The sequence below is a fragment of the Paenibacillus phocaeensis genome (assembly GCF_900021165.1).
Classification (GTDB): Bacteria; Bacillota; Bacilli; order Paenibacillales; family Paenibacillaceae; genus Fontibacillus; species Fontibacillus phocaensis.
Genome location: NZ_FCOQ01000034.1, coordinates 21426 through 46574, shown reverse-complemented (window position 1 = coordinate 46574; position 25149 = coordinate 21426). Strand labels below are relative to the sequence as shown.

Genomic DNA, 25149 nt, shown 5'->3' with positions numbered 1-25149 from the left:
CTTGGCCAAGGTCTTTTATTGTTTCACCCCCAAAACAGGAGTGCGAACAAACATTCCTCTTGACATTTTAAAACACCCCAATAATCGCCGAGAAGGCATTTTCGTGCAAACTACGATTTGTTCTTCATCCACAATTCCCTGATACATAATTTTCTTCCCCTTAATCATAGAGAAGGAACAGCCGTACTTTTTCTCCAACTTGCTAACGACAATTTTCTTATCTGGAACAGGCATTGTGATACCCCCTTATCCCGTATTTTCCATATCATTGCATATGGTTCTGTAATCTGCAGATGATTTGGCATGGCTAACAGCATATTGTTAGTCTGCCGCGGCTAACACGGCTACACTACTTATTTCTGTCCCCAGGCACAAAATCATTTCTACACCATCTGACAAAGTTGCTTGAATGGGTTAGGTATGTCTTAGCGGTGGTATCTTTAAGAATACCCGCTTTCAGCTTCTCCGTTACTTCTTGCTCATACTGTTCATACAATAACTCCAATTGCTTGATAAAGTCCTGTGATGCTTTCATCCGGTTAACCCCCTTAGAATATTGTCATAAGCTCATTATACTGAACTGGAAGCATTTGCATAAGTAATTGGAGATATGTGATTCACAGATGTGATTGAATATATGAGTCGAAGATTGGGATTAAATAAAGACCTCAAGCTGCCTTAACGACAATAAAGCATCCATTACAAAAGAAATAGCTGCCGATTTTCACGACAGCTGTGGAATATATCTCTCTAGTGACTTCTTGCTACAATATTAAGATTCCTTGTTCATCTTGTCGATCTTGTCAGTTAGTTCTCTAATCCCCGTTCTTCCTACGTGATTCAACTCATAACTCAGATTATTCAAGTCAGATCGATTTAACACAAACTCTCTATCGACTACTTTATTGAGGAATGCGTCCAGAAACTCTATATCAGCATATGTTGCGATCGATCTGAAAAAGGCGTCCTTCCACCAAATCTTCTCCAATATCTCATGAAATAACTCAGGGCTAGAAAGTAAATGCTTCTGAAATAACTTAAGACTCCTCGCTATTGGCTTAAAGCCACCTTTAATCAAATCTACAGCAGAGTTCGACGGATATGAGCCACCAGCTGCCTTATAAATGTAAGTGATTAATTCAATATGATCATCATCGGTTACATGGTCGAGAAGTGTTTCATCCCACTCCAGTAACAAATCGATACCCGCATTTTGGTCATTGAAGTATCCGCTTCTAATTAACATAAGGATCTTCTCGAAACATATCCTATGCAACCCACTGTCAACATACTCCCTTGAAGGAGCAAGGTACTTCCTAATTTGGGCGCTGTTCGAATAGGATGCTTTACCGTCAAGCTTAAACGAAAGCTGAGAAATTTCAACCATAAGCTTCTCTGCTTCAACATTCACCGCTTGGTCTAGTCTCCTGAACAGAGTCGAAGCAAAGTGAAGCAGCTCTAATGCTTCTTGTTCTGATGGATTTGCCTTTTGATCATGCGCTAAGACATTCCGAACTCCCATAATTGCTCCCGAAAATAGTAACATCGCACCTAATTGCGCGTCTGGAGCATCACTTAACTTTAGAACAGGACTATTTTTAGAAAATGCATTATCCATTAAAGCTTTACCTGTAGCGGTAAGACGGCTCTTCCTTTGAACATCATTATCCAATGCTACATACGTATCGAGGACAGCTGAACGGAAATGTCCATCTTGGAAAAGCTTTTGGGCGACCTCCAGCACTCTTGGGTGAAGCCCCTCCAATTTACTCGGTTGAACAGCAACTTGAGTTGGCTCTTCAATTACAGGAGCCTTAGGTGCTGGAAGGGTAACTACTGGTGCTGTAGAAGAAGCTTGAGCTTCTAGCTGGGATACACCTTTTACCGTTACTGTGAGATGAGTTGGGAACTTTGCGTCACCTGTAACCAGACCTTCACCGACCAATGTTTTCATCATCATTAGGCAAGGCTGTTCATGATTTACCTCAGGGTAGAAAACAGGGTAGTCTTTGGTTTCGATCAAAACTGCATCGCCAAAATATTTTGAAAGTCCTTTAAGATTACTCAGGGCTTTCCACTTACGATCTGTAATGGATGGGAACTGGTCAATGATTTGTTGAATCGAATACCCCTCGGAATGATCGCCTGGATCATCAATGAATAATGTGGGTATAGGATCTTTATTGATAGCTCGGGATCGGATAAATGCCGAAACCTTCATCAACTGCGGCTGAAGTTTACGTTCAGCTGGTAAATCATCAAAGCAATCTTGGGTAATATTAAACTCACCGCAACTCGGACAATTTATCTGGTATACCTCAGAACCGTCTCTTTCTAGTACTGCATAATATCCGCATAACGGACATTGTATCTCCGATGTCATATCGATCAATCACTCCAAACCTTGAATTCACTAGCATTTGTAAAAATTCACCAACAAAGGTCTTAACTCCTGCTCCAAAAGTACGAATCGACAAAAAACACGTTCGGGAAAAGAAAGATTGACTACCCATCTAGGATAGCCACTTCTATTGAATTTCGTATCAATTCATTGCTTATCCATTACTCAATGCCGGTTAACTAATTTCAAGATTTATCGATGGGGGTCATTTTGCATTGAAAGTTATGATGGCTTAACCGCATGCTTTTTGAACAGTCCTTCGAAGAACTCTTTAACGATCTTTGCTCCCGCTTCCTCGTCCATCAATTCATACCCGCCGAATCGATAGACCTCATACCCATTGAGTTTTAATTCCCTGTCGGCTTGCACCATCTCGGCGTACTTTTTGGGACTTGATGTATCTTCATCAGAATAATGTTGCTTTCCATCTACTTCAAGTACAATACGCTGCTTGTTTGAAAACAGTAGGAGAAAGTCCATACGCTGTCTTGGTAAATACGCTTTTCCTGCTCGCTGTTTTATCGTGTAGGGATCATAATGTAAATAGACTTGAGGTATTAGTGCAGGGAAGTTCTTATCGAACAAATCCTTAAAACATTTAAAGTAACTCTTAAATAGCAGCTTCTCTGGTGGAGAAGATAATGTTTGAAATAAACGCACATAGAGCTGTTTTTCGGTCTCTAAATTTGGCTCTGATACCCCATTCATTTCAGCCCACCACGATACTAGGTCAGCCCAATACAGACCTGTATTCGGAATAGTGCGGTCGTAGACTAAGCAATTTTTTTCATGCTTTACAATTCTTATGTCGTTATTGATCGAGTCACTAATTACAATTTCAGGCTTCTGACCCACCGCGGCGAATATCAAATTTTTCACATTACCTTTTACCCCATCAAGCACTTTATCGATACGGTAAACTGGAAACCCTGAAATATTGTCCGCCAGACTAAACTTATATCCATCATTTCCTAAATGCTTATTGATGAATTCAATGTATTCATCCTGCTCGTCTTGCTGTCGAACCAATGGATGTACGACCTGTTCCAAGAATTTAATAAACACATCATCTGGCGCTATCATTAGCTCTAAGTACTTCTCATATAAGTAGACTTCATCCCAGTCTGAATTGTTGATCATATGTTGCCATATATCACCTGAAGCAGTCTTAAAGCGGGAATCAGTTGAAGGCATGCTGTCCAAATCCCATACCCGATTCAAGAAGTCGACCAATTCGTATTTACCTGGGATATTATTTCTGGCATGGAGTTCATCCATGATATTTCGCCTTGTGATCTCACTGATTGTATAAAGTCCCGTTGGATTAAGTCGAAGAACCAACTTTGATAATGAGTTTGCCTTTGAGCCGTAGTCGTTTATAATCCGCTTAGCTAAGTCCAAGAGGAATAATTGATCCTTACCTTTGAGCCTCTTTTGGACGTAAACCCTTCTACTGCTAAACGCCTCAGACTCATCTCCGCTTTCCAATCCATATTTAGTGCAAACAGTCGGTATGTCGTATGCCTTTTCCTCAAGTAGTACCTGAACTATGGCATCTATGAGTTCGTTAATACTCGCCATCGAATACCCCCTTTTCAAATAAAACGATCAAGGATTCCTATAGATACCCCACAAGAGCATTTCCCACTCGATATCGAGCGCCTGACCAATGTTGTATTCCATTGCAAAGAAACTGTGATCTCGTTCATCACAAAATCTCTTAACACTAGAGTTACACAATTCCTTAATCCTCGCTGCGCTACCGAATTTATTAAAAGATTTATTAATACGCTTGATCTCCTTGCAATCCTTACTGAAAACACTGTACTTATTAGGAATTCTGCTCAAAGGATTTACACCGATCAAAATATTGTAACAGGGGATCTTCTCTGAATATGTAGCCTGTTTATTGGTAAGCGTCAAATAGTCCCCACCTAGCGATCAGATGGGGATTTCGTTATCCTATTTGGTAGAAGAAAACACGCGGCAGATGATAGGTAGCGATGGCGACCAGGGAAGCAGCATATCCAGCGCCTCGGGATCTTGTGGATTGGATAACTGCGGCAGCTTCTCCAGCAGGTACGTCAGATAATAGAACGGATGCAACCGATTTTCTTTGGCTGTCTCTACAAGGCTGTAGATTGTTGCGCTCGCTTGGGCGCCCCGCGGCGTGTTGGCGAACAGCCAGTTCTTCCGCCCGATGACGAACGGCTTAATGGCACGCTCGCTTCGATTGTTGTCGATCTCCAGTCGTCCGTCCAAGATATAGCCCTTCAACCGTTCCCACTGATTCAGGCAATAGGTGATGGCCGCCCCGGTCAGACTTTTGGGCAGCATCCTTGGTTGTTGCTCCTGTAGCCATGCCAAAGTCCAATCCCTCTTGCGCCGCTGTGCCGGCCGCCGGCACGTTCTTCGGCAGCGTCTGGACCGCCTCAACAAACTTGCGCCGGGCGTGCGCCCAACAGCCAACGCGCGTCACGCCAGCGACTTTATCATAGCTGTCGTATCCGTCCGTATGCAGGTAACCGGTGAAGCCCGACAGGAAGCGCTTCGGATTCTCACCTGCCCGCGTCGGCTGGTATTCGTACAGGACGATCGCCGGACTCCATGGGCCGGTTCGGTACTGCCACAAGTACGATTTCTGCTCCGCTGTTCGTCCGGGCTCCCGCAGCACTTGCAGCGTCGTCTCGTCAGCGTAGACGATGTCCTGCTGCAGCAGATGCGCCTTCATCCGTTCGTACACGTGACCCAGCCACTGAGCGCCGTGAAGCATCCAGTTGGCCATCGTCTGCCGGGACAACTGAACGCCGAAACGGGCCCAGTGCTGTTCCTGACGGTAGAGCGGCATCCCTTCCACATACTTCTGGCTCATGATGTACGCCACGCTAGAAGGCGAGGTAAGGCTGCCCGGCTGGACGGGACGAGGCATCGACGCCGTGACGATCGGCGTCTCGATGCCATTGCGCTCGCAGTGGCGGCAACCGTAGACATAGCGAACATGTTCACTTCGGCCGGGATGACCTTCAGCTCGCGCCGGACTTCGGTGCTCATCTCGTGCATTGCGCCCCCGCAGCAGGCGCACATTTGCTCCTCCTCCGGGAGACGATACTCCACCCGCTCGGTGCGCAGGCCCTCCAGCTTGACTTCACGCTGGTTCTTACGCTTTTTGCTAAATGACAGTCTTGGCCCGAACCATCGGATGCGCTTTACGTTGTTCCAGCGCCAACCCGTCCAGTAGCCAGTGCAGCTCGCGGCTGGAAACGGTGACCGTTCCCTCGTGGCCGGTCGGCCATTGAAACGTTCCGCGCTCGATCCGCCGATACAACAGCCAGAAGCCGTTGTGATCCCAGAGCAACATTTTGAGCTTGTTGCGCTGGCGGTTGCAAAACACAAAGAGGCTGGGCGAGAACGGATCCAGGCCGAAGCCCTACTGCACGAGCGCGGCGAGGGAGTCGATGGACTTGCGCAAATCTATGGGGCCGCAAGCCAAATAAACGTTCTCGGGATTCGGGATCGTCAGCATGGCGCAGCCCCCGCCAGCGCTTGCACGACTTCGCGGAGCAACTGGGGTCGAAACCGGCGTGAAGCTCGATCTGTGCCGGGCCAACGCGGAGGATGAGCGAAGGACTTGTTGCTTCATTATCCGTCACGGCCAGTGGGATGAAGCGCGCCGCCGCAGAAAGCGCAACGGAAGATGTCGCGACGGAAGATTCGCGTTTTAAGATTTGAAGATCCAATATTTCATTTGATCGACCTTACAGCCATTGGACGCACACCAAGCTTTCAGGGTTAGGCCGCTGGCCCGGTACTCGGCGATGCGTGCGTACCACTGCTGTCGCAGCTGTTCGCTTGTCGTCATGAGACAACCTCCTTGTGATTTCGGTTATCTTCATTGTCTCACGCATCTTCTGCTGATTGAAGGTGGGGGCAGTTTGACGCTTACATTGAAGGGTAAACTGGATCGTGATAGACTTTTTCATGGCGTTGTTACCTCACCTTTAGGTTGCGTTTGTAGGGGTATAATCATTTTATCGAGTTACGGGCTCTTTTTCTACCATTTAGTGGTTAATCATCAGGCGTGATACATTATAAAAGTAATAACTGATATTGGTTTCAGTGGACTTTCTAGCGAACATACGATTGTATTTCTGAAGGGCGAATGTTATAATAATTTTGTAATTATATGTACCTCTATACTCCCAATTTTGCTGGAGACAAGAGCTTGTTGTCCCGAAAGGACAAGTAGTTTTATTACCTCCCCTGTAAGCTTCTATTTGGAAATTCCAGATATGAAGAGAGGAAAAATGCAGGACAATTTCACTTGATCCGTCACTTCCGTTTGCAGAAGAAAAGGATTGAAGAGTACCGAAAGGCTCTGATAAAAGTTTTATTTTACGCATTCACATGCGCCTTTAGAAATTTGGATACTGTTTTTAAAAGCCGATTTTTGCATGGATTATTCTGTGCAGGGATCGGCTTTTTTTGCTTTTTAATAAAAATGAGAGGATGAATGAACCCATGTTCAAATTATTTAGAAAAGGAAATTGTGTTCAATCCGAATTCACTTAACTTATAACCGAAATGGCTAGTCTGACACAGCAGATGAAAAATAGCCTCATTATCTCTGATTTGAATGAGAAAGTATTTCGGGCGTAGGCCATTAACCAAATTAAATGTTAAGCAAAGGCTGGTTCCTTACTTTTAATTTTTTAGGAATTGGTCTTTTTTTATTAAAAAATGAGGAGGTTTTTTCTTATGAGTACCATTTTAAAGGATGTAGTTGCTGTACCATCCAGTAAAGACAACACGATTGGATTTTTAACCTGGAATTCTCTATCCAACATGCTGATTACCCCGGATGAGCTAAAACAAAAGCTTGTTGATTCTGGATTAGGGGCTGGTTGGATGCCGAAGGATATCCGACTCCCGGATGCCTTCAGAAGAGCTACAAGCGAAAAATTCAAGCGTGAAGTATCACCCGGAGTCTATGAAAACTACATGTTCCGAGAGGTGGCTTCTACCAGCACTTTCGTTCAACGAAACCTAGTTTGCGAAACCAAGGATACAAAAGGTAGAAGATTAAAATATGTTCCAGACGTAGGAGCGCTGGTATTAGATCGAAAAACGGAGACAGTAGAGACCAGCTATATTTCATCAATGGCGCAGCAACTAGTTAATAATGCTGCGTTGCAGTTTGAAATTTATCGAAACAATTATGGATCCACTACACTACGCACGCTTATAACCAGCGTCTTAAAGAGCATGTCACCCACCCCAGTCAGACCATCTGGCGGCGTGTACTTCATACCGGCACAGTTTGAAGGCAACTTGGATGCATTGGTTCAATTCGTTTCATCTCTTGAAAAAGGGGAAGCGGAGAAGGTTCCCGTAATGAACACCATGGATATGAAAAACATGGTTACACGGAAGCTTTTAGATCATCTTCGCGGCACTCTTGCTGCATGTGAAAATGGGGTAACTAATCAGCTTAAGAAGAATGAGCTAAAGGCCATCCTTGAGGATGCTAAGGCGGTTGTATCCAATGTGAAAGATTACGAGGCGATTGTTACTGGGGATTTGCAAGAGATGAAAACATACGTTGCGCTTATCCGTAAAAAGATTACGGATGCCCTTACAAATATGGCTGATTAAAACAGGAGTGTTTAGGCAGTAACTGAGGATTTATAAAACGAAGAGCTGATGACTTCTTTATAAAGAAGAATCGGCTCTTTTTGTTATATCTAAAATGGAGGGATCTAAATGAAAATTAAGGATATCCAGTTGGCATTAAATAATCAATATGCTGAGCGTGAAGAGGTGATAGAAGGGCTGATGGTAGCAATGATCGCCCGTCAGCATGCTTTGTTGATCGGGCCGCCTGGAACTGGAAAGAGCGCCCTTGTAAGTGATCTGACGAAACGAATAACAGGAGCAAATTATTTTCAATGGCTGCTGACCCGCTTTAGTACACCGGAGGAATTATTCGGCCCTGTTTCGCTTAAGGAACTGGAACAAGGCGTGTACAAACGGAATACGACAGGAAAGCTGCCGGAAGCTCACACTTCATTTCTTGATGAGATATTCAAGGCCAACAGTGCAATTTTGAATGCATTGCTGACTCTCATCAATGAACGAGTGTTCTACAACGATGGCGCCCCGGCACAGGTTCCCTTAATGTCCTTAATCGGAAGTTCAAATGAATATCCCGAAGAAGGTGAAGGACTAGAGGCATTGTTTGATCGTTTCTTGCTCCGATATGAAGTGGACTATATAGGTGAAGATCAATCCTTTATTTCGATGCTGAAAGGTTCTGCACCATCTACAGCCGACATGAGCATTGATGAATTATTTGAACTCCAGTTCTTCAGTGATACGGTCACTATTCCTGATGAAGTTTTCGAAGCGCTGAGTAAGATCAGACGCGAGTTGATGGATGAAGGTATTCGTCCTTCAGATCGGCGTTTCAAGCAAGTACTAGCCGTGATTCGTGCTAAAGCTGTATTGGCTGGCAGAGATTACGCAGAACTTGAAGATCTAATAATTCTTAAACATAGTCTGTGGGAGAAGCCAGAGCAGCGTGATAAGGTCGCAAAGATCGTTCGCAATCATGCTCAGGATGCGGTGAAGACACGTGTTGAAGAGATTGAAATTGAAGCTGATGATATTTTGAAGGGACTTGAACAGTCCAACAACTCTACAGATATGGCTGTAGAAAGCACGAAAAAGCTTAAGAGCTTAGTCAGTGAACTTAAAAAGCTACAGAAGGATAATCCGAACCGGACAGAAGTTGAGCAAGCTGTTGCTCTTGTCCAGAAGTCGTTAACTGATATCGCATCCCAAGTGTTGGGAGTGTAGAAGATGAAGGAGATTAAAGGTTCTGTTTTAAACACTGATTCATATGATCGGAGACGTTTTGGGCAACTCTTGGAGATGTCTGAAAAGCTCAAAGAAGTTGGTAAAGAGGGAAGTAATATATTTCCCTCTTTCCAGCCTTTAATGGGTGACATGTGGGCAGGTCTATTTAAAATGAAGCCTGAGTTGCTGGAAGAGGTTCCAGAAGGGCTAGAGATGAACCATCAACTTATGGAACGAGTCATGTCAGACGAAGGCTATCAGGAGTTTCGTGAGTTTACTCGTCTGGATGATCTGGCCGCTGCACTTGGCACGACGAAGTATAGTGAGACTGTTCTTGGCTGGGTGAAGGAACAAGCGCAAAGGGATCAGGACTTAGCGGATGCGCTGCAAAACTACATGAATGGAAAACCAGGAGCCTCACAAGAAGCGTCAGCAGCGTTATCATCCGCCTTGAATCAAAGTGGCAATGAACTATCTAAGATGCTGGTGAAGGCTGCACAAGAAGCAACAGAAGCCAAGGAGAATGTAAAATCTCTTTTGGGGGGTATGCAGGCAGGAAGTGGCGATAGTGAACTGAAAAAAGTTCCGTTGAAAGATCAACTCATTCTAGCTGAAAGGTTGAGCCACGATAGAAAGATGAAGGACATTGCAAGGTGGGCTGGTCGTATGAAAGTGATTGCTAATCGGAAGCAGCGTTCGAAGCATAAGGATGCCGTTAACCGTAATGGCATCAAGCAAGGGAATAGTGTAGAGCAGCTACTGCCGATGGAACTTGGCAGTTATGCCAGCCCAATAACTAAAATGGATTTCCTACGGCGTTATGTCGAGGGTCAAACGCTTCAATATGATACAAAAGGGCCTGAGCAGCTTGGTAAGGGGCCAATCATCTTGTGTCTAGATCAATCCGGAAGTATGAGTGGACAAGATACCATCTCCAAAGGATTTGCTCTTGCCTTGATGAGTATTGCCCGTAAGCAAAGAAGAGATTTTGCATGGATTCCCTTTTCTTCACATGCTGCTGCCCCAATAATCTATGAGCGTGGAAAAATTTCCGTTCAGGATATGATACAGCTTGCCACTATTTTTTTGGGTGGAGGAACAAGCTTTGAGCCTCCGCTTTATGAGGCCAGTCAAATCATCCAACAGAGCCGTTTTAATAAAGCGGATATTGTGTTTGTAACAGATGGTGAGTCACATGTGAATGAGCATTTTCTACAGTCGTGGAATGAATTGAAGCACAGGAAGGGATTTTCAGTCTTATCTTTACTGCTTGGAAGGGAGTCTATTCAAGGAGTAGAAGGTTTTTCAGATCGGATTGTAAGAGCATCAACTTTTGAAGATGAGTCGGTATATCAGGCGTTTGAAATTTGAGGTGAGCAGGGCAGATTATTTCTGTCCTGTTCTTTATTTTAGGGAGGGTTATTTAAATATGAAAAGATCAAGTATTCAACGTACAACAAAAAGCCTTTTGAATATGCGGGATCGAATTCGTTTTGATCTTCCGTTTCAACGTAATAGCGTCTGGAAAAATGATCGTCGTTCATATCTGGTTGATTCTGTTATTCGAGATCGCTACGTGCCAAACATTCTGGTCTGGGATAACGGAGACGGATATATTTGGGTCATTGATGGGCGACAACGCCTTGAATCTCTTTTCTTCTTTGCTGTCGGTGACTACAAGCTCAGTAAGGGAACTGCTGATTTCAATGGAGAAATCATTGCTGGGAAGAAATTTGAAGAACTATCTTCTGATACGCAGTTTGAGTTTCTCACATACAATTTCACGGTAACAGAATTTCGAGAATGTACCTTTGAAGAAGTGGAAGAGATGTTTTATCGGGTGAATCAGTCGGTTCCGTTGACCTCAACAGAGAAGACTAGAGTCAAAGTGAGTCCTGCTGTGCGCGAAGCTGTACAAGAGTTGGGACAGCATTTATTCTTCGAGAAAATTGCTTTTACCAAGGCGGATCGCAATCGGTATGTGGACGAACAGCTAATTTGGCAATTCATTGCTTCAGCGACAAAGCAGGATATTGATTTTGGGGGAGCCAGTCTGAATAAATTTATATCCGGTTTGGATGAGGTTCAAGCCCATATTGTGGAACTTATTGAACAGAAAATTGACTATATGGACGCAGCATTCAGAAATTGGGATCAATCAAAGCGTAAAGTGTTAAAAAAGGTTCATGTTGGAAGCCTGTTTCAAGTTGTTGATCATGCCATTGAGCAAGGGTGGACAGAAGAGCATTTTGGTGAATGGGCAGAATCGTTTCTAATAGATCGGTATTCCGTGGATAGTCCATATGGACAGTTATGCCAGAAAGGGGCAACGAGTAAACAATTTGTTTCGAATCGTCTTGATTACATGATTAAAGACATGGAACAGTTTGGTTGATTACTTTATAACTGCATAATTGACAAAAAAATATGTAATAAGCCCAGTTTGGGCTTACATTATGAAAGGTGCAATTGTATTGGACATTAAACGCATGATTTCTACCTGCTTGTCCCAAATCAGCCAAAAAAGCCAGTGATTTGAGAGAATCAGAAAAACTTTGATTTCGATTTTTCGAATCATATTCATATAGGGATCACTCCTTTCATTTTGAAATTCCCTATATCGTAGATTCGATATGAAAGTTTATTTGAAATCAGATGTCGAACTATCTTCTATAAAGATGAAATAATCAGTAAATGAACAATCCGGTTACTGATATGACACAAAATATGAAATAGAGAGGGGTTAATACATGAAAATCGAAGTGTCTCTTAAAGGATGGCTTATTATTTTTCAAACACATATTTGCAGGAAATTACCCCAATTTGTCGAAAGTTGATGAGCATTATAAATAATGGGGGCTTTTTATGAATGACTGGATAGGGTTTATAGGGGCGCTTTTAGGGGCAGTAATCGGTGGTGCAGCTTCTTATTTTGCTACAAAAATGCAAATAAATGCGCAGCAGGAGGCCTCATCCCAAGCGTTACAAGAGAGGAATGATCTAGCAATCGATGCCATTCATGCCTTTTTGAGTGATGAAATATCATATAACGCTAAAAAGGTGAGGTATCTCAAGACATATCTTGATAAAGGATATCAAGTATTTAAAACAGAAGGTACAATAGTGTATTTTACTAAGGAACTAAAATTTAGTGAGTATGATGTGGCAAAAAAGGAGTTATTAAGAACAAACAGTATTTTGGTTATAAGAACCATACAACTTTATCAGTCTTTTAAACTTATTGATCGTTACAAGGATGAGCAGTTAAGAGACTTGAACGAAGATGAGTTCAATTTTTTAAGATCCTGCGCTCCAGAGTGGGAAAAGATCTCTGAGAGTTCGTTCACAAAGTCGTTTGTCAGCAAAAAAATAAATGATGCTGTTAATACAATCAGTCGCCAAAAATAGAAGTGCAGGACGGGGCCTCAGTTTTGCTGTACGGCCCTGTTTTTGCATGGTCGTGCGGGAAACCAATTCAACACAAAAGAGGCAAGCAAATCATATGAAAGTATAACGCACATAAAAAAAGCTTCAGCTAAATAGCTGAGGCTTTTTTTAATACCACAAAACCCATGATAGTTCCCCATCATGGGTATTGTGGAGGTCAATTTAATCAAGAAAATGATATACACAATATCAATGATAGGAGTCTCTCGACCGGGCATGCGAACAGTACGGCGGATATGATCAGCCGGCTGGAGACGATGGTGCTGAGCGGAGCCGAATTACCGCTTCCGGTCGTGCGGCAGCAGATTGCCTCTTCCATCGATGTGTTTGTGCATTTGTCACGTCTGCGCGACCGTTCGCGCCGGGTGATGGAGATCTCCGAAGTCGCAGGTATGCAGGAAGGGGAGGTGGTGCTTCGGCCGCTGTATACGTTTCGGGAAGACGGGGAGCAGAACGGCCGGATCGTTGGTGCCCTGCAGAGCAGTGGGGGCGGGCTCATCCATACGGATAAGTTGCGGATGGCCGGATTGTCGATCCCCTGATGGATAAGGAGGAGATGCGGGTTTGTTGCTGAAAGAGAAGGCCGATTTACAGCGCTGGAAAGATAGGCTGAGGGCCGCGGATCCACCGGTTCAGCTGGCGGACTATCGGGTATATCCCTTGTCCCTGCGGCAGAAGGGGATCTGTATGTTGGTTGGAGGCGCGGCTTTTTTTGCTTTAGGGTATATCTTCTTCCGGGTTGTTCCGGTGGCGCTCCTCCTGTCCCTGGCCGGCATGTATACGCCGAAATATTGGAGCAGGTATTTGCTTCGCCGGAGAAGGGAGAACTTGAGCGTGCATTTCAAGCAGGCGCTTTACTCATTGTCTTCCTCCCTGGCGGCTGGCCGCTCAGTGGAGAACGGATTCCGCGAGGCGGTCGACGATTTAAAGCTCCTGTACCCGGATGGGGACAACGATGTCATGCGGGAGCTTGCCGTGATCTGCGCCCGTATGGATTACGGCCAGCCGGTTGAGGAAGCCTTGCTGGATTTCAGCCGCCGGGCTGCGCTGGAGGATATCGACAATTTTGCAGATGTGTTTACGACTTGCAAGCGTTCCGGCGGAGACCTGGTGGAAGTCGTCCGGCGGACCTCCAGCCTTATCGGCGAGAAGCTGGAGATCAGTCAGGAAATCAGCGTGATGATCGCCCAGAAGCGGTTCGAAGCCAAGGCGATGCTGGCGGCCCCCGTTCTGTTTCTCGTATTTATGCAGACGACCTCACCGGATTATATGCGTCCGCTGCATCAAGGAGCCGGGTTGTTGATCTCAGCCATTGCTTTGGCGTTATATGCGGTCTGTGCCTGGCTGATGCTCAAGATTATCGATATTCGGATATAAGGGATAAGGGGGAGGTAGCGGAGTGGATTTATACCAGTTGTTATCGGGCGTACTGTTATTCGCATTAGGCGGAGGCTGGCTTTACGCCTATCAACAATCCCGTCCGCATCATCGCAGGGATGCAGGACTGACGATGGATGGTTTAAGGCTCGTCCGCCTCTCGCCGCCGATGCTGCTGCTTCTGGAGCGAGTGAAGGTATCGCAGCGATTCCCCGGCTTCTTCTTTAAGGTCCAGCGCGCCGTGCAGAAGATCGGCGGCCCCCGGCGCAGCGGTGAAATGGCGCTGTTATGGTTGGCAGAGGCGCTCACGTACGGTTATCTGTTTCTCCTCTTTGGATGCTTGATGACGCTGCTAAGCAATGGCGCTGCCGGTCTGGTAATCGGCGGCCTGCTGGCCGTACTGATGCCGATGGCGCTGCTTAACGACCTTGCCCGCAAGGTGCAGCGGCGGGAGCAGGCTATCTTGCTGGAGCTGCCGGAGCTGCTGAACAAGATCGTGTTATTGGTTGGCGCGGGCTCCACGGTCCAGCAGGCGATCAAGCTGTGTCTGGAGCGCAAGCGGGAGCAGGCCAGTCATCCGTTATACCGGGAGCTGCTGCAGATGCAGAAGGAGTGGGAAGGGGGCGATTCGTTTCAGCAAGCGATGGAAGGGTTCAGCAAACGCTGCGGAATTCAGGAAGTATCGGCCTTTACGACGTCGGTTCTGCTAAACTACCGCCGCGGCGGGCAGGATTTTGCCTTGGCCTTGCGGGACTTGTCCCATTCGTTGTGGGAGAAACGCAAGGCCGTCGGCAAGACGCTGGGCGAGCAGGCTTCGTCTAAGCTGGTGTTTCCCATGGTATTGCTGTTCATGGCCATACTCATCCTGGTGGGGGCACCGGCATTTATGATGATGAATTTATAACTCAACTTGAGGAGGAGTCCACATGTTAACTGTATTACGTAAGGAAATCAAAGGGTTTTGGCGGAATGAAGAAGGGCTTGGAATGCTTGAAATGATCCTGATCATCGCGGTGATCGTCATTATTGCCGTAATTTTCCGCAGCCAATTGAAAGCCATCATCGAGAGCTTGCTCGGGAAGGCCAAGTCAAAGACGGAAGATTTCATGGACGGGAACTAGGAATGGGTTCGTTGCAAGATCAACGAGGGGCCTTTACGCTGGAAGCTTCTTTGGTGCTCCCGTTGATATTTTACACGGTGCTGATTCTCCTTTTCTTCTGCCTCTACCTTTACCAGCAAACGTTGTTAGGGCAGGTTGCCGCCGTCGCTGCCGAACGAACCGCTTATACCTGGGATAACAGCCAGCGGGATGTCATCACCGGGGCTTTTGCCGAAGAGGAGCGCGATTCCCTCTATTGGCGAATGGGGGACGACGGGATGCTGCAGGTCATTTTTGACCGAAGCGGCGAAGGCGGCACCGCCCGACTGGATTTGCCGGCGGGTGCCGGGGAGGCGGGGCAGTCGCTCCCGTATCAGAAGCTGAGCCGAACGGGGAGTGAAATACCTGAGGGAATTCGCGGGGAACTCCGCTACGACAACCGACTGCTGTTGCGCAAGGTAAGTGTAGCTCTGAATCGGCTCATCCCGCTGGCGCCCCTGGAGGGTTGGTTAGATAATGTCAATCAGAACGGGCGCGCAGAAGCTTATATCGTTGAGCCGGTGGAATGGATCCGGACCGTCGAGCTTGCGCGTTATTACGGTGAGAAATTCCGAAGCAGCGGGGCTGCCGGGGGGATGAACAAGCAGGAGGCGCAGGAAGCGCTAAAGCGATTTGGTAAATAGCCGCAGGGCGGAGAGGGGGCGAAAGATTCAGTGTTTCAACGGAAACGTGCGGAGCAAGGTGCGGTTACGGTATTTTTCATCGTCATCTTTGCTGCGGTATTTGCCTTCGTAGCTCTATTTATCGATTTTGCCCGAATGTTCGCGCTGCAGGCCCAAGCGGAAACCCTGGCGCATGCCGCATCAAGATCGGTTTTGTCCGCTTATGACCGCGAGTTGGCGAAGCGGTACGGCCTGTTTGCTTATGGACAAACCGACGGGAGCTATATCATGTCCAAGGTGCTCCAGGACCAGTTCGAGCTCGCTCAGCGAAGCGAAAGGTTGCCTCTGCTGGCGGCTCGATTGGACTCCTCTTCCGTCGAATTGCTGCGTCCCATTGGAACTTATTCGGTGTTCGAGCAGCAGATTCGTGAACAAATGAAATACCGGGCACCCATCGCCGTTGCCATCGAGCTGTTAAATCGCTTCAAGCCGATGGCCGGGGTGATGAAGGAAGCTTCGAATACGGTAGATCTGTTGGGGAAATTGCAGAAGCTGTACGATCAAAGGGAGGCCAAGCTGGACGAACTTCTGGAGCAGCAGCGGCAAGCAGCCCGAAGGGTGGAGCCTATCGCGAATGTCCTGTCGGCGGGAAGCGGCGTAACTTCAGGCGGAGCCTGGAGCGGCAGCCTCTCGTCGCTGGGCGATGCCGCAGCCGGGTATTCCGATTATGTCAGCTACGTTGAGGCGGATGCGGGCAAGGAACCCGAAGATCGGATGTATACAGCGGAAATCAGCCGCTACCGCTCCGAGTCAGGGCGGCTCTTCACCCAATTGGAGTGCGATCAACGCAGCGCGGAGCAGAAGCATGCGTCGCAGCTGCCACAGGCGCGGATCCTCCTTGACGAAGCGCAGCGGATCAATGAGCAGATGCGGCAGACGATCGCCGAGGCGAAGCAGCGCCCGGAACAGGCGGGCTATAACGAAGTATCCGCCGGGACGCGCACCGCGAGCGGCAGCTCCGATCCTGTCGGCGGGGGCGAAGTGATGGCCGATCTCCGTGCCCAAGCGGATTCCCTGCTGTTGTCCGAGGAGTTGTTTGCCGGATTCGCCGCGGATATCGACCGACAGTCGGCGGCGTTTGCCGAACTCCGAAGCGTCGGAAGCTCACTGCTGGCGCAAAGCGGTTCTGTATTGTCGGCAACCGCCTCGTCCAGTTCCTTCACCTCGGGCGTGAGCAGCACCGCCCGGGCATGCGACACCTATCTGCGGCAATTTGTCGTCCCCGGCCCAGGCAATGTCCTGGAAGCGAGTGCCCGCAGGCTGGAGGCCCACCGCGCTTCCGACAAGGAGCGGAAAGCGGCGGAACAAGCGGCAAGCGCCAAGCTGAAGGAGGCAGCCGGATGGATTCGGGAGATGGAACAGCTCAAGAAGGGCTTGAAGGAGCAGCAAACTCAATTTGATCAGTTGGAAACGAAGATGGAAGCGAATCGCGCTTTTAACCAATCGGTTGCCGATGAGGCATCGGTCGCCGTCGCAATTCATGATGATCCGAGCGAGGCGGGGCGGGCGTCCATGGCCGGCATGGACGGTTTGTACGGCGGTCTGGCGGGGATGATGGGCGGGATGTCGGATTCCGTCTTCCAAATGGAATACGTCTCCAGTTATTTTCGATTCCTGGATGTTAGCGTCCTGAACGGCCTGCTTGAAGGCAAAGGCTTAGACGATAAGCTGGAAGCGATCCGCGAGCAACTGGCTCCGGAGCATCAAGAGGTCGAGTATATTCTGTACGGGGCGCACAACCCCGGGGGGAACATCGCCGCTGCGTTCGGGGAGATTTTTGCCATGCGGCTGGCGATTCGGACGATGGAGGGCTTTGGCAAGCATGCGGCAAAAGGGAACCCGCTGCTGGTGTTTGCCTCCGCACTGCTCTACGGAACGCAGCATGCGCTGCAGGATATGATTGCATTAACCCGAGACGGGAAAATCCCGTTAAGCGACTATCTCAAGGTTGATCTGACGTATCGGGACCACCTTCGGTTATTCCTGCTGCTGCATGGCCGCAGCGAGAAACGGTTGTCACGCATGCTGGCCGTCATTGCGATGAATACCGGAATCGATCCGGCAGAGCGGGCCACTTACGTCAAGGGAGAGGTGACGGTGGCGTTGCCGTTATGGTTCTTGCCCGGAGTATGTAAAGCGCTGGGGAAGGCCGGCGTATTGAAGGGAAACGTGGAAGGAAGCCGGTATTATGCTGTCAAACAAGCGGACTTTTCCTATTGAGCGATTGAAGGCCCGCAGTTTGCGGGAGAGGGAATCGGAGGGAAGCATGACCCTTGAGGCTGCTCTGATCACTCCCGTATTCGTGATGGTCGTATTCTGGTTTATTTTTCTCGTCCATATGACACTGCTGTCCGGTCAAATGCATGCGGCGGCAGCGAATGCCGTTAAGCAAATCTCCGCACACATCTACCCGGTGGCGTTGGCGGTCGAGGCGCAGAGCAGCGGGCGGCAAGAGACGCAGACTCCAACGGCGGAGGCGGGCCAAGTTCCCGCGGTTCAGCACGAGGAGGGGGGAGCCGGCAGCAATGGGAAGGGTTCGGGAAACGGCCCGTTCTCCTGGCGGATGCCCTCCCTGTCGCTGGCGGAATGGGCGGAACAATATGCCGCTACCTTGCCGGCGCCTCTGTCGACATGGGTGACCGATGCCGCGAGGAAAGGCGAGGAACCGCTACAGGAGATAAAGGCAAATGCGACGGAGGCCGTCCTGGACCCGTTGATCAAGCCGCTGCTGGGTCCTTTTCTGCAAGGAACCTTGCTGGAGGAAGAACGCTTGCACGTCAGCCGCGTCACAGTTCCGGATTTGAAGACAGGCAAACATCCTTATTTCGGGCTGGAATTGAGTTACGAGCTGCCGCTAAAGGTTCCGTTTACCGGACGGCAACTGGTGCTGCAAACGAGAGCGGAGGAGCGGCTGTGGATCGGCGATACCGGAGAGCTGAATCCTGGGACCGGAAGCGGTCAGGGGCAAACGGGGCAAGCGGCGGTTGTGACCGCCAAGCCTGATCCGGCGTACGCCGGGCATCGGGCGACGATCCTGGCGCAGGTCGCTCCGGGGACAAGCGCCAAACTGACCGTTTATTACAAAAGCGGGGTCAGCCAGGCTAAATATTTGGGAGAAGCGACGGCAGACAGTCAAGGCAGGATCTCCTGGACCTGGTTGGTTGGAGGAAACACCACGCCGGGGACGTGGAGTTTCGTGATTGAGACAGAGGAAGGTTTGAAGACGACAGATGTGTTCGAGGTGGCCAGTCCGCATTCGGAATAGAAAGGGGAATCAAGGATCGATGATCGCGATATGGGGATGTTATTTGATGCTGCTTGCGGCGTTTGTCACAGATCTGCGAACGATGAAAATCCCTAATGTCATCACCATTACGGGGATGTGCTCCGGACTCTCCTATCACCTGTTGATGGAGGGATGGAGGGGAGCGTGGTTTGCTGCGGGTGGGGCAGCGGCGGGATTTGGGCTGATGTTTGTCCTGTATTTGCTGCGCGCAGTCGGAGGCGGCGATGTGAAGCTGTTTGCAGGAATTGGGGCCTGGATGGGCATCGGCCTGACCTTATCGACGATGATGTATTCCATCTTGGCTGCAGGGTGCATTGGCGTTATTCTTCTGATTTGGCGCCGGGAAACCGGAATCCGTCTGCGCCGGATCGCAGGCGGTATGCTTGGAGCGGCCGTATTGCGCACTACGGCTCCCCTTAAGACGGTGGCCAAAGGTCAACTGCAGTTTCCGTTCATGTTGGCCGTAATGCCGGGAGCCATGCTGGCGATCTATTATATGTAACGAAGGGGAGGGCGTGATATGCCGGAGCTGGTTGCTGATTTTGTCAGGGACGGCGGGACCTTCATGATCCTGGAGGACAAGGAGGGGCTGCGGCCCGAAGATTTGAACCGCGTCCAGCGCTCCATGCTGACGGCGGTGGCGGTGCCGAATTTGCTGCGGCTCGACATCTGCGAAATCGATTATCGAATCAGCTTGCATTACGACATCACCGGAAAGAGAATGCTCTCACAATGTCTTCGCAGCGATCGGATCAGCATGCCGGAATTTTATGGGATTTTGCTCCAGATTGTGGGTGTTCTTGAGGACAGCAAGAGGTATATGCTATCGCCGTCTTGTTATTTGCTGGATGAGGCGCATATTTTTGTGGAAGAGCCTTTGTCCAGCGGGACGTTGTATTTTACTTATATCCCTTGGAAAATAGCTCCGTCCGCCACCTCGCTATCCCAGGCGCTCTTATCGCTGATTACCCGGCTGCTGACCTGCGTCGCCCGGGTCGAGGGGGAAGGAATTCCGCAATTGGTTAGGCTGTGCGGAGACGAGCTCTTTTCTTTGGGAGAGCTTAAGAAAATGCTGCTGCGTTTGTTGTCGGACGATCCGGATGCCAAGCCGGGGATGCAAGAAGCGGCAAGGGAGGGGCATTCCGCTGGAAACGAGCCGTCACCACGGCATTCCGCTTCGAGGCTTCCGGAATCACGATCTTCGGAACTACTGGGAAGGACTCCTCGCTCGGCTGTCGTGAAGGAATATTTACCGTCACGAGAACCGGCGGCGGCAGGGGCATGGGCGAGCGCCGAATCCCCAGAGCTCCCTGAAATACGGGAGAAGTGGCCCGGTCTGGACGAGGAGACGATGCCGAACAAACCGTCGCTGAAAACGACCTACCTTGTGCTCAGCTTCCTCCTTGTGGATGCTTTGTGCTGGAAGCTGCTCTACTTTGATCGTACCGGCGCCTTGGGATTAGCGCTTTGTGCGGCGATTACAGCGCTGTTAGGGGCAGGTGGATTCATGTTGTGGCGCAAGCTTCGCAGCGGTTCCGCCAACCTGGAAGAAGGAAGCCCAACCCTACCGGAGGAAGCTCCGGAGCTGCTCGGAGTTTCGGGACTGCTGGGCTTATCCGAGGGGCGGGAAGTGGGTGCCGCATTATCGAACAGATATCCTGACGTCTCGGAGCGTTTGAATCCGAGGCTGGAGCCGAGCGTTGCGGGAATTCCTGATCCCGCTCCCGCATCTGAAGCGGAGATATCGCCGCCGACGATGCTGCTGAGCCGGTCTATGTTGCAGGGAAAGGACAACCCGCTTCCCGACCGTGTCCCGCGTTATTACTTGGATCGTTCTGAACCCGCCGGCGGCGCGACGGAGCGGATTCCGCTGACACCGGGCAGCTTCGTGATCGGTCGTTCCGAGGACATTGCCCAATATGTGGAGAGTACTGCAGGTGTCTCCCGTGCCCATGTGGAGATATTGGTTACTTCGCAGGGTTGTGTATTAAAGGACCTCGGTTCGAAGAACGGAACCCGGCTGAACGGAGAAAATGTGGCGCCTTATAAAGAGTATCCGCTGCAGGCAGATGATGTGTTCATTTTAGCGGAAACAAGCTTTAAGCTCGGTGCGGATGCCGCTTGACTTCGGAGGTTGTCGGGAGTTCGACGATGAGGTTGGATGGCCATTATCAATCAAATTTGAACTAGGCGTAGATTCTCACGGGAAAAGCAGGTATAATAAACGAGAATGATTCTCAATTACATCTCACAGGCACTGATCAACTGCAAAAATGATTAAAGGATGGTTCTCGACATGTCTGCATTAACCCAATCTACCAAACCCCGCTTCCGCTCCCGTCCGATTGCGGCAACCTTGATCCTGTTCGGCGGCGCGGCGCTGCTGCTGTTTGCCGTCTGTCTATCGATTTCCGTAGGGGCGGCGGATATTAAACTTGCAACGGTCTGGGATGCATTGTTCCATTTTCAGCCGGAGCTAACCCAGCATCAAATCATTCTGGAGCTGCGGCTCCCGCGCGCTCTGGCGGCTGCTTTGATCGGCGCAGCGCTGGCGGTGGCCGGAGCGATCATGCAGGGGATGACCCGCAACCCGATGGCCGATTCCGGCTTGCTCGGACTGAACGCCGGCGCTGGCCTGGCCTTGGCCCTCTGTTTTGCGCTGATGCCGGGGACTTCATTCCTGCTTACGATGTTTTATTCGTTTATTGGCGCCGGACTGGGAGCCGGGCTTGTATTCGGCATTGGCTCCCTGACCAAGGGAGGCATGTCTCCGGTTAGGCTCACCTTGGCGGGTGCGGCCGTCAGCATGCTGTTGACGGCGATCAGCGAAGGGATCGCGATCTATTTCAAGATCGGACAGGATCTTGCCTTCTGGTATGCCGGTGCGATCGCCGGCGCCAACTGGCTGCAGATCAAGCTGGTCTCCCCCTGGGTGTTCGCGGGGCTGCTTTGCGCCTTACTGCTGTCGAAGTCCATTACCCTGCTGAGCCTTGGGGAAGAAGTGGCCACCGGTCTAGGCCAGAGAACAGGATTAATCAAGACGCTGGGCATGATCATTGTGCTGGTCTTAGCCGGCAGCGCCGTTTCGATCGTTGGTGCGATCGGGTTCGTCGGCTTAATGGTCCCGCACGTCGCTCGTTTCCTCGTCGGGGTCGATTACCGTTGGGTGATTCCTTCTTCGGCCATCCTCGGCAGTTTGCTGATGGTGTTCGCGGATATTCTCGCACGGATGGTCCATCCGCCGCATGAAACACCGATCGGTGCATTAATCGCTGTCATCGGGGTGCCGTTCTTCCTCTACCTCGCCATGAAGCAGAAGGGGGGATTGGAATGAACCGCATCGAAGCCCCGTTGCATTTGCGGCAAAGAGCCCGTAGGGCTTATCTCGTCATGACCGTGTTTGCGCTGCTCATTCTCGCGGTATTTATCTTTAGCATGAATACCGGATTTATCCGACTCTCACCGCTGGATGTCTTCAAGACGCTGATCGGTTTCGGGACGGATAAGCAAGAGTTGATTCTATACGATTTTCGGTTGCCGCGGATCGTGATCTCCGTGCTGATCGGGATGGGGATGGCGGTCGCGGGCGCCATCTTCCAGGGGATCTCCCGCAACCCATTGGCCGATCCCGGGGTGCTTGGCATCAATGCCGGAGCAGGCCTGGCGGTAACGTTGTTTATTTCGTTTTATCCGACAACGGCCAGTGCGCCCGTGTATCTGATGCCCGTACTGGCGTTGCTTGGTGCGGCTGGAGCGGCGACCTTGATTTATGTGCTCTCTTATAAGAGAAATTACGGCTTGCTCCCGATCCGAATGGTGCTGGTCGGGATTGCGGTGGCCGCCGGCATCAATGCCGCCATGATTGTGCTGCAGCTTCGGCTGCGTCCGGAGAACTTCCAGATGCTGCAAATCTGGCTGGTCGGGAATATCTGGGGAACGTCGTGGAAATATGTCCTGGCTCTGCTGCCTTGGCTGATCGTGTTGCTGCCTTATGTGTTCCTGAAGGCTCGCGCTTTGAATGTGCTGAACCTGGGCGATCAGACCGCAACGGGCCTTGGCACCCCGCTGGAACGTTCGCGTCTTGGCCTTCTGGCGGCGGCGGTTGGATTAACCGGCTCCTGCGTCGCCGTAGGCGGCGGCATCTCCTTCGTCGGACTGATCGCACCGCATTTGGCCCGCCGTTTGGTCGGACCCAAGCACGAGTACTTGCTTCCAGCCTCCGCGCTGGCGGGGGGGCTGCTCGTTATCCTGGGGGATACGCTGGGCCGCTGGATCTTGCAGCCGGCCGAGATCCCGACGGGGATCGTTGTGGCCATCATCGGGGCGCCTTATTTCTTGTATCTATTGACGAAATCGCGGATCTGAATGCGCAAATGACAATAAAGACAAAAGCCCGGAGAGTTGGATTTCCATGGAATTCCAGTCTCCGAGCTTTTTTATTTCAAATCGGCGACGGCCGAATTCAAATCGGGGAAAGTGAAAGTGAATCCGGCGTCAAGCATAACTCGAGGAACGACCTTCTGACCTTCGAGGAGCAACAGCGACATCTTGCCTAACGCGGTTCGGAGTACGGGAGCGGGCAAAGGCAGCCAGAAGGGGCGGTGATGGATACGGCATACCGTACGGCCAAACGCTTCGTTCGTCACCGGCTGCGGACTCACCGCGTTCACCGGGCCGTGGACCTCTGGATGCGTTGCGCAGTAATCGATCAGCCTCACCATATCCCGGAGATGAATCCAAGGGACCCATTGCTTGCCGCTGCCGAGGCTGCCGCCGATGCCAAGCCGATAGGGGAGGCGCATCAACGGATAAGCGCCTCCGCGTTGCCCCAGCACGACCCCGGTGCGAAGCTTAACCAGCCGAACGCCGCGGAACTCCCGGTCCGCCGCTTGCTCCCAGGCTGCCGTCACTTCGGCGAGAAAGTCGGAGGGAGGGGAGAGAACGGCCGAGTTCTCGTCAAACGTGTTCGTGAACGAGGTCCCATAGATTCCAACTGCAGAGCCCTGCAAGACGACCTCCGGCTTCTGACTCATCCGCTCAACGGCGCGGGCAACCGCACGGGTTGATTCCAGCCGGGACTCCAGGATCCGTCGTTTGGCCTGCTTCGACCACCGCTGATTCAACGTCGTTCCGGCCAGGTTTACGATCGTCGAAATCCCTTCCAGCCGCGAGGGATTCCTCTCCAACTCCGTCCACGTTACGGACGTAAGCCGAACCTCGGAAGCCGCCGCGTCTCGCAGCCAACGATGTCTCCCGGCATCCCCTCGCGTGACAATCATCACTTCATACCCTTGGTCCAGCCAAAACCGGGCCAACGCCCGGCCGATAAATCCCGATCCCCCGAAGATAGCCGTCTTCATGTCACCGCAATCTCCTTTACGTAAAACATCCAGCTACCTAGTGTAGGACAAGGGAGCTGGATGTCATCCATGCGCGAAAGAACTTACTTATTCATCAAATGCTGATAAGGACGGTAATCGATCTGGTTCTTCTCCAGAAACTTGACGAGGAACTTGTTGTCGCGTTTCGGCGTGGCAACGATATAACCTCGGATGCAGTGTTCCTGCGTGACTTCGGAAGCTTTCTCCTGCAGCGCGATTTTGCCGATCTCCGCGGCGATCGAATGCTTGGCGATATCCCGGAACGGGCCGGGCACAGGCTCAACCAGCCGGTCGAGGAACGCTTTGGCTTCGTCCGTCCAGAGATGGCGGCTTTGCTCGACCCAATGGTTCTGCCAGTCCAGCTTCGACATGCCGTCCGCCTTCGGGAGCACTTTCAAAAATTTGCGGAACATAAAGAAGCCGCCGATCGCCATCATGCCAAGCAGCACGAAGCCCCAGAAGGCAATGCTGTTCATAAACCAGCGATTTGGCCCTTGAGCGGTCAGTATGTAAACGGTAGTTTGCAGCACAATTCATCACCTCGGAACAGATTTCGCTTTTCGTTAAAAATTCAGATATT

Annotated in this window: 25 protein-coding genes and 2 pseudogenes; 16 read left to right on the top strand and 11 right to left on the bottom strand. The window is 50.2% G+C overall.

Translation table 11 applies throughout. The features are described from left to right. Positions 1 to 15: 15 nt before the first annotated feature. The 9 genes and pseudogenes from BN3795_RS22175 to tnpA all read right to left on the bottom strand — a co-directional run bounded on the left by BN3795_RS22175 (position 16) and on the right by tnpA (position 6260). The gene (locus tag BN3795_RS22175; protein WP_068786872.1) at positions 16 to 234 is read right to left on the bottom strand and encodes a hypothetical protein; all 219 of its coding nucleotides are present in this window, start codon (positions 232 to 234) and stop codon (positions 16 to 18) included. A gap of 115 nt (positions 235 to 349) precedes the next feature. Then, on the bottom strand, positions 350 to 535 hold the full coding sequence (locus BN3795_RS22170) for a hypothetical protein (protein ID WP_068786871.1): 186 nt from the start codon (positions 533 to 535) through the stop codon (positions 350 to 352). Positions 536 to 772: 237 nt separating this feature from the next. After that, complete coding sequence (locus BN3795_RS22165) at positions 773 to 2383, bottom strand: TIGR02391 family protein (RefSeq protein ID WP_068786870.1); 1611 nt, start codon at positions 2381 to 2383, stop codon at positions 773 to 775. 240 nt (positions 2384 to 2623) lie between these two features. Then, a complete protein-coding gene (locus BN3795_RS22160; RefSeq protein ID WP_068786869.1) occupies positions 2624 to 3982 on the bottom strand; it encodes an AbiJ-related protein in 1359 nt (452 codons plus the stop codon). A gap of 429 nt (positions 3983 to 4411) precedes the next feature. Next, a pseudogene (tnpC, locus tag BN3795_RS25265) lies at positions 4412 to 5357 on the bottom strand (IS66 family transposase); the annotation flags it as partial. Then, positions 5270 to 5452, bottom strand: a complete 183-nt coding sequence (locus BN3795_RS26195; RefSeq protein ID WP_332835621.1) for a hypothetical protein — start codon at positions 5450 to 5452, stop codon at positions 5270 to 5272. The pseudogene tnpC and the gene BN3795_RS26195, both read right to left, overlap by 88 nt. 118 nt (positions 5453 to 5570) lie before the next feature. After that, positions 5571 to 5819, bottom strand: coding sequence for an IS66 family insertion sequence element accessory protein TnpB (gene tnpB / locus BN3795_RS22145; RefSeq protein ID WP_089545510.1), 249 nt, complete (start codon positions 5817 to 5819; stop codon positions 5571 to 5573). Positions 5820 to 5828: 9 nt separating this feature from the next. Continuing rightward, positions 5829 to 5924, bottom strand: coding sequence for an IS66 family insertion sequence element accessory protein TnpB (tnpB, locus tag BN3795_RS25260; RefSeq protein ID WP_143811809.1), 96 nt, complete (start codon positions 5922 to 5924; stop codon positions 5829 to 5831). Between the two features lie 195 nt (positions 5925 to 6119). Beyond that, the gene (gene tnpA, locus BN3795_RS26020) at positions 6120 to 6260 is read right to left on the bottom strand and encodes an IS66 family insertion sequence element accessory protein TnpA (protein ID WP_232730011.1); all 141 of its coding nucleotides are present in this window, start codon (positions 6258 to 6260) and stop codon (positions 6120 to 6122) included. An 896-nt stretch (positions 6261 to 7156) separates the two neighbouring features. On the opposite strand from tnpA, the gene BN3795_RS22135 reads away from it, so the two are divergent. From BN3795_RS22135 to BN3795_RS22060, 16 genes and pseudogenes are all read left to right on the top strand, one after another. Further along, on the top strand, positions 7157 to 8053 hold the full coding sequence (locus tag BN3795_RS22135; protein WP_068786867.1) for a DUF6744 family protein: 897 nt from the start codon (positions 7157 to 7159) through the stop codon (positions 8051 to 8053). Positions 8054 to 8161: 108 nt separating this feature from the next. Beyond that, positions 8162 to 9256, top strand: a complete 1095-nt coding sequence (locus tag BN3795_RS22130) for an AAA family ATPase (RefSeq protein WP_068786866.1) — start codon at positions 8162 to 8164, stop codon at positions 9254 to 9256. Positions 9257 to 9259: 3 nt separating this feature from the next. Continuing rightward, entirely contained in the window at positions 9260 to 10627 is a 1368-nt protein-coding gene (locus BN3795_RS25255) for a vWA domain-containing protein (RefSeq protein WP_110945307.1), read from the top strand. A 58-nt stretch (positions 10628 to 10685) separates the two neighbouring features. Next, complete coding sequence (locus BN3795_RS22120; RefSeq protein ID WP_068786865.1) at positions 10686 to 11651, top strand: DUF262 domain-containing protein; 966 nt, start codon at positions 10686 to 10688, stop codon at positions 11649 to 11651. Between the two features lie 470 nt (positions 11652 to 12121). Beyond that, the gene (locus tag BN3795_RS22115) at positions 12122 to 12664 is read left to right on the top strand and encodes a hypothetical protein (protein ID WP_068786864.1); all 543 of its coding nucleotides are present in this window, start codon (positions 12122 to 12124) and stop codon (positions 12662 to 12664) included. 230 nt (positions 12665 to 12894) lie between these two features. After that, positions 12895 to 13245: pseudogene (locus BN3795_RS22110) on the top strand (CpaF family protein); the annotation flags it as partial. Between the two features lie 22 nt (positions 13246 to 13267). Then, positions 13268 to 14080 carry a type II secretion system F family protein gene (locus BN3795_RS22105; protein WP_068786862.1) on the top strand — a complete coding sequence of 271 codons (813 nt, stop codon included), beginning with the start codon at positions 13268 to 13270 and terminating at the stop codon, positions 14078 to 14080. A 22-nt stretch (positions 14081 to 14102) separates the two neighbouring features. Next, on the top strand, positions 14103 to 14984 hold the full coding sequence (locus BN3795_RS22100) for a type II secretion system F family protein (RefSeq protein WP_110945305.1): 882 nt from the start codon (positions 14103 to 14105) through the stop codon (positions 14982 to 14984). Positions 14985 to 15006: 22 nt separating this feature from the next. Beyond that, complete coding sequence (locus BN3795_RS22095) at positions 15007 to 15201, top strand: Flp1 family type IVb pilin (protein WP_068786861.1); 195 nt, start codon at positions 15007 to 15009, stop codon at positions 15199 to 15201. A gap of 2 nt (positions 15202 to 15203) precedes the next feature. Further along, positions 15204 to 15863, top strand: a complete 660-nt coding sequence (locus tag BN3795_RS22090) for a TadE/TadG family type IV pilus assembly protein (protein WP_068786860.1) — start codon at positions 15204 to 15206, stop codon at positions 15861 to 15863. Between the two features lie 30 nt (positions 15864 to 15893). Then, entirely contained in the window at positions 15894 to 18122 is a 2229-nt protein-coding gene (locus tag BN3795_RS22085; RefSeq protein WP_068786859.1) for a TadE/TadG family type IV pilus assembly protein, read from the top strand. Continuing rightward, positions 18091 to 19167, top strand: coding sequence for a TadE/TadG family type IV pilus assembly protein (locus tag BN3795_RS22080; protein ID WP_068786858.1), 1077 nt, complete (start codon positions 18091 to 18093; stop codon positions 19165 to 19167). Before BN3795_RS22085 ends, BN3795_RS22080 begins: the two co-directional genes overlap by 32 nt. Positions 19168 to 19186: 19 nt before the next feature. Then, a complete protein-coding gene (locus BN3795_RS22075; RefSeq protein WP_068786857.1) occupies positions 19187 to 19690 on the top strand; it encodes an A24 family peptidase in 504 nt (167 codons plus the stop codon). Between the two features lie 18 nt (positions 19691 to 19708). Next, positions 19709 to 21313: a DUF6382 domain-containing protein gene (locus BN3795_RS22070; RefSeq protein ID WP_068786856.1), complete on the top strand. Its 1605-nt coding sequence runs from the start codon at positions 19709 to 19711 to the stop codon at positions 21311 to 21313. Positions 21314 to 21484: 171 nt separating this feature from the next. Next, positions 21485 to 22522, top strand: coding sequence for a FecCD family ABC transporter permease (locus BN3795_RS22065; RefSeq protein WP_232730010.1), 1038 nt, complete (start codon positions 21485 to 21487; stop codon positions 22520 to 22522). After that, positions 22519 to 23553: a FecCD family ABC transporter permease gene (locus BN3795_RS22060; RefSeq protein WP_068786854.1), complete on the top strand. Its 1035-nt coding sequence runs from the start codon at positions 22519 to 22521 to the stop codon at positions 23551 to 23553. The genes BN3795_RS22065 and BN3795_RS22060 overlap by 4 nt, the downstream gene beginning before the upstream one ends. Before the next feature lie 71 nt (positions 23554 to 23624). On the opposite strand, the gene BN3795_RS22055 is transcribed toward BN3795_RS22060, so the two are convergent. Together BN3795_RS22055 and BN3795_RS22050 are read right to left on the bottom strand one after the other, a co-directional pair. Beyond that, a complete protein-coding gene (locus BN3795_RS22055) occupies positions 23625 to 24548 on the bottom strand; it encodes a TIGR01777 family oxidoreductase (protein ID WP_068786853.1) in 924 nt (307 codons plus the stop codon). Between the two features lie 83 nt (positions 24549 to 24631). Further along, positions 24632 to 25045, bottom strand: a complete 414-nt coding sequence (locus BN3795_RS22050) for a DUF2621 domain-containing protein (protein WP_198524812.1) — start codon at positions 25043 to 25045, stop codon at positions 24632 to 24634. Between the last annotated feature and the right edge of the window lie 104 nt (positions 25046 to 25149).